The 5,230-nt window shown below is 56.7% G+C and carries 5 protein-coding genes and 1 pseudogene; all 6 read left to right on the top strand.

Going from position 1 to position 5,230, the window contains the following annotated elements; genetic code table 11:
- Nucleotides 1–132 precede the first annotated feature (132 nt).
- Nucleotides 133–588, top strand: coding sequence for a hypothetical protein (locus ACOCD2_RS11790; RefSeq protein ID WP_293648043.1), 456 nt, complete (start codon nucleotides 133–135; stop codon nucleotides 586–588).
- 55 nt (nucleotides 589–643) lie between these two features.
- Nucleotides 644–1,975 carry a porin gene (locus tag ACOCD2_RS11785; RefSeq protein WP_293648041.1) on the top strand — a complete coding sequence of 444 codons (1,332 nt, stop codon included), beginning with the start codon at nucleotides 644–646 and terminating at the stop codon, nucleotides 1,973–1,975.
- A gap of 182 nt (nucleotides 1,976–2,157) precedes the next feature.
- Nucleotides 2,158–4,653: a glycogen/starch/alpha-glucan phosphorylase gene (locus ACOCD2_RS11780; protein ID WP_293648039.1), complete on the top strand. Its 2,496-nt coding sequence runs from the start codon at nucleotides 2,158–2,160 to the stop codon at nucleotides 4,651–4,653.
- A gap of 29 nt (nucleotides 4,654–4,682) precedes the next feature.
- Entirely contained in the window at nucleotides 4,683–4,883 is a 201-nt protein-coding gene (locus ACOCD2_RS11775; RefSeq protein WP_294032265.1) for a hypothetical protein, read from the top strand.
- The gene (locus ACOCD2_RS11770) at nucleotides 4,867–5,031 is read left to right on the top strand and encodes a hypothetical protein (protein ID WP_294079033.1); all 165 of its coding nucleotides are present in this window, start codon (nucleotides 4,867–4,869) and stop codon (nucleotides 5,029–5,031) included. Before ACOCD2_RS11775 ends, ACOCD2_RS11770 begins: the two co-directional genes overlap by 17 nt.
- Nucleotides 5,028–5,230: pseudogene (locus tag ACOCD2_RS11765) on the top strand (HdeD family acid-resistance protein); the annotation flags it as partial. The gene ACOCD2_RS11770 and the pseudogene ACOCD2_RS11765, both read left to right, overlap by 4 nt.

The following is a 5,230-nucleotide window of genomic DNA, read 5'->3' as shown; positions in this document are numbered from 1 at the left end:
ATGAAAGATGCACCATCTGCAATAAATATTCCATTCAATCCAAGAAAAACATTTTTTCGTTCCCGTGGGAATAAATCGCCTTCCTGCCTGCATCTTTCTGGTCACTTACAGCACAAAACCGGAGAGGAGAACATGAAAACAAGAATTTCTATTTTGAGGCCGCTGATCCTGCTGTCGCTATTGCTTTTCAGCCTCGGCGCCGTTGCCGAGGAAGGTACTGATGACAAGCCTTTCGCCGAAAAGCATGTGGTATTGCAGATCAGTGATCCCAACCCGTTCAAACAGACACTGGTGCTGAATGTCGCCAACAACCTCATCAAGCACTACGGACAGGACAAGATAGACATCGAGATCGTCGCCTTCGGCCCCGGCCTGCGGCTGCTGCTGGCGGACAACAGCAATCTGTCGCGGATCGACGGACTTTCCAGCCAGGGCGTACGCTTCGCTGCCTGTTCCAACACCATCAAGGCTTTTACCAAGAAACTAGGCAAGGAACCGGCCCTGAACCCGCATTCCACCCGTGTATCCGCAGGCGTGGTGCGCATCATGGATCTGGTGGACAAAGGCTACACCCTGGTCAAACCGTAACAAAACACATCTGTAAGAAAACACCAAACTCCACAATCCAAAAGGGGGATTTCCTATGAAAAAAATACTGGGATGTGCGGCTTTACTCGCCACATCATTCACTGCCGGCAATCTGTATGCTGCCAACTGGCTCATGCTTCAGGGTACGGAAGATCCATCAGCTGCACCCAGAGCGAAAGTCTGGGGTTTCATCCAGCCCGAGTTCCAGTCCACCAACGGCACTGAACTGGCTGCCGGCCCCTGGAAAGGACAGGATGCCGCTTTCAACATGATTGGCCCGGATCTTGATTCCAACAACACTTTCCAGATCCGCCGCGCCCGTCTCGGTGTCCGGGGCACGGGTTTCGGTCTGGACAGCGGCGTTAACTATTTCCTGCTGGTTGAAGCAGGCAACAACGGCATCACCAAGCTCGGAGGCGGCGGCGCGGTCAAGGCCACGGACGCCAGCGTGACCTTCAACTACATACCCCATGCCCGCTTCCGTGTGGGTCTGTTCAAGACCCCGGGTTCGGAAGAGGGCCTGATGGCCATTCACGTGTTCAACTATGTCAATTTCACCAACATGGCCAATCAACAACTCCTCGAAAGATTCCTGGCCGAAGACGGCAGCCGCAAGGGTGCTGACAAAGACGTGACCAATGCGCCTGTTTCCGCCATCGGCGCCTTCCGTGACATCGGCATACAGGTCTTTGATACCTTCAAGAGCGGAAGCTGGGAACACAGCTATGCCGGCATGATAGGCAACGGCAACGGTATTGACTGGAGCGACAACGACAGCAACAAGGACTACTACTTGTACTGGGCGTCCGAGCTGGTATTCGGCGGCAAGAAGGCACGTCGCCAGGGCTGGAAGATGTTCGCCTGGTACAACGGCGGCAAACGCACACTGGACTATGCCTTCGGTACCGCCAAAGAACAGGAGTTCGACCGCAACCGCTGGGGCTTTGGTACGACCTATCTCAAGGGCAAGTGGCGCGGCGCGGCTGAATTCACCTGGGCGGACGGCATGATCTTCAACGGCAGCGACGGTGGCGCGGTAGCCGGCAGCCTGAACAACGCCGGCACCGCCAGGGCATCCCTGAACATGCTGCCGGACGACAAGGCCGATGGCTGGTACGCGGACATTGGTTACAAGGTGCTGCCGCAACTGGAGCTGGATCTGCGCTACGACATCCTGCACCGGGGTACGGACACCAGGCTGGGCCAGCGGGACTTCGAGACCTGGACCGTCGGCGCCCAGTGGTTCTTCAACAAGAAAGCCAGGCTGATCGCCAACTACGAGTTCCGCAGCGCCGAAGCACCGGGATTTTCATCCGGCGCCGCTCCGAATCAGATACCCGGCGACATGGATGACCGCTTTTCGGTTCAGATCCTCGCAATTTTCTGACGGTACAAGCAATTCCTAGAGGCTTACCAGCAAACCCTCCGCAAGACGCTGGTTTTGACCGGGCCCCGCAAGGGTCGCCCGGTCTTTTTTAGGTCCTTTTTCCCATTTCCCCCACCGCCGGCGTTTGCCGTTACAATAATCAGTTACTCAAGCCAAATCACCGACCCTTTGAACAACAAACCATGAACGATACTCAAGACGACCTTTGCGTACTGCCGGAAACTGAAAAACTCCCTACGGATGCCAAAGCACTGGAACATGATTTCAGGCGCTACCTGATTCATCACCTGGGACGCTTTCTGGGCTGCAACCCCCACTATCTCTATGAAGCACTGTCGTTGACGGTTCGCGACCGCATCATGACAGACTGGCGCAACACCTGGCTGCAGCATCGGCTGCCCAAACAGCGTCGCGCCTACTATCTGTCCCTCGAATTCCTCATCGGCCGCGCTCTGGGCAATCATTTGCTCAACATGGATATCGAAGAGCAGTCCGCCGAGGCGATGCAGAAGTTCTCCCTCTCCCTGGAAGAAATCCAGTCGGAAGAGCCCGATGCCGGACTGGGCAATGGCGGTCTCGGCCGTCTGGCTGCCTGCTTCATGGACAGCTGCGCCACCCTGAAACTGCCTGTGCTGGGCTACGGGTTGCGTTATGAATACGGCATGTTCCGCCAGCATATCCAGAACGGTTACCAGGTGGAAGAACCGGACCACTGGCTCAGAGACACCAACCCCTGGGAGCTGGAGCGTGCGGAATACACCCAGCGCGTGCATTTCGGCGGACACACCGAGCATTTCACCAATCGCCGCGGCGAACCCAGAACCCGCTGGCTGAATACCGAAGAAGTGCTGGCCATTCCTTTCGACGTGCCGGTTTCCGGCTACAGGAACGGTGTGGTCAATACCCTGCGGCTGTGGAAAGCCACTGCAACCGACGAATTCAACCTCGATGAATTCAACGCCGGCAGCTATCCCGAGTCCGTCGCCGCCAAGAACGATGCCGAACACATCACCATGGTGCTCTACCCCAACGATTCCAGTGAAAACGGCAAGGAGCTGCGCCTGCGCCAGCAGTATTTCCTGGCCTCTGCGAGCCTGCAGGATATCGTCCGCCAGTGGGAAATGGTCCACGGCGACGACTACAGCAACTTCGCCGCGCAAAACGTGTTCCAGCTCAATGACACCCACCCTGCCATTGCGGTTGCGGAACTGATGCGTATTCTTATCGATGACAAGCACCTGTCCTGGGATCAGGCCTGGGAAATCACCAGCAATACTATGGCCTATACCAACCACACGCTCCTGCCCGAAGCACTGGAGCGCTGGTCTGTGAAACTGTTCGAGCGTCTGCTGCCACGGCTGCTGGAGATCATTTTCGACATCAACGCCATCTTTCTCAAACAGGTCGCCATTCACTGGCCCGGCGACAGTGACCGCCGGCGGCGCATGTCCATCATCGAGGAAGATCACGGAAAATCCGTGCGCATGGCCTACCTGGCCATCGTCGGCAGCTTCTCCGTGAACGGGGTCGCGGAACTGCATTCCGACCTGCTGAAGAAAGGCCTCTTCCGGGACTTCTACGAGCTGTGGCCGGAAAAATTCAACAACAAGACCAATGGCGTCACACCCAGGCGCTGGATCGCTCACGCCAACCCGGAAATGACAGCACTGATCAGCAGCAAGATCGGTGACGGCTGGATTTCCGATCTGTCGCAGATCGAAAAACTGAAGCCTTTTGCCGGCAGCGCCAACAACAAGCTTTTCCACGCACAATGGCAGGCCGCCAAACGCAGCAACAAGACCCGGCTGGCCGAACTGGTGAAAAAGGAGTGTGGTGTGGACTTCGCGGTGGATTCCATGTTCGACGTGCAGGTAAAACGCACCCACGAATACAAGCGCCAGTTGCTCAACGTGCTGCACATCATTCATCTCTACAACCGTATCCGCCGGGGCGACACCCTGGACTGGACCAACCGTTGCGTGCTCATCGGCGGCAAGGCAGCCCCCGGCTACTTCATGGCCAAGCGCACCATCAAGCTCATCAACAATGTCGCCGAGATCATCAACTGCGACCCGGAAGTGGGAGACAAGCTCAAAGTCGCCTTCCTGCCCAATTACCGTGTGTCCAGCATGGAGGTGATTGCACCGGCCACAGATCTGTCCGAGCAGATCTCGACGGCTGGCAAGGAAGCTTCCGGCACCGGCAACATGAAATTCATGATGAACGGCGCGCTGACCATTGGCACCTATGACGGCGCCAACATCGAAATACTCGACGCTGTAGGTTCCGACAACTTTTTTCTGTTCGGACTCAAGGTGGATGAAGTCGAAGCCATGCGGGCACATTATGATCCAGAGAGCATCATTGCCGCGGATGAAGACCTCAAGGCCGTGTTCCATCTTCTCGAAAGCGGCCACTTCAATATCGAGGAACCCGGTATATTCGACGCCGTCATTGCCTCGATGAAAGACCCCCATGATCCCTGGATGACCGTCGCGGACTTCCGCAGTTACATCGAAATACAGCAACAGGCGGCCAACGCCTATCGCGATCAGCAGCACTGGACCCGCATGAGTATCATGAACACCGCCTGCAGCGGCTTCTTCTCAACCGACAGGACCATGCAGGACTACAATGAAGACATCTGGAAACTCAGCCCCATGGAGCTCCACAAATGATGGACGCTCACAAGTGTGTCTTCGGCCTCGTGATAGATTTTGGGACATCCCAGTCCCCAAAATCGACTCGGCCTTTGACAACCTATTGGTGCCCCAGCCGTCCTGGTCACCAAGCACTACGCAACAACTTCGCAAGCTCGTTGCTGCTCCGTACTTGTCTCCCAATGACTGGACGCCGCGTTTGGATGCCTACTTTGCTTCCCCTCTGGCGCTATGCGCACGACGGGTAAGCAGTGCGGCCTCGCGGCTACTGGGGTCTACCAGCCTTCGCTTCGCTCTCCATGGCTGGCAGCGATTGCCGGGCAGGTCTTGAACTCCGGATGTGTGCCCCTATTTGAGCCAGAGTCTCCCGACAACATCACTGGAAAACAACAATGAACACGACCAACGACAAAGAACTGAACGACGCGATACAAACCCGCATGGAAGTGGCGCGGCAGAACTGGGGCTGGCTGCTGACCGTCGGCATCCTGTTCGTCCTGCTGGGCACCATCGGTCTCGGCATGACAGTCGCGCTGACACTCACCAGCATCCTGTTCCTCGGCGCCTTCCTGCTCGTGGGCGGTGTTTTCTCCCT

Origin of the sequence: Thiolapillus sp., assembly GCF_048562965.1 — a bacterium.
In the GTDB taxonomy this organism is placed as follows: domain Bacteria; phylum Pseudomonadota; class Gammaproteobacteria; order Chromatiales; family Chromatiaceae; genus Thiolapillus; species Thiolapillus brandeum_A.
This window is presented reverse-complemented; position numbering and strand designations above follow the sequence as displayed.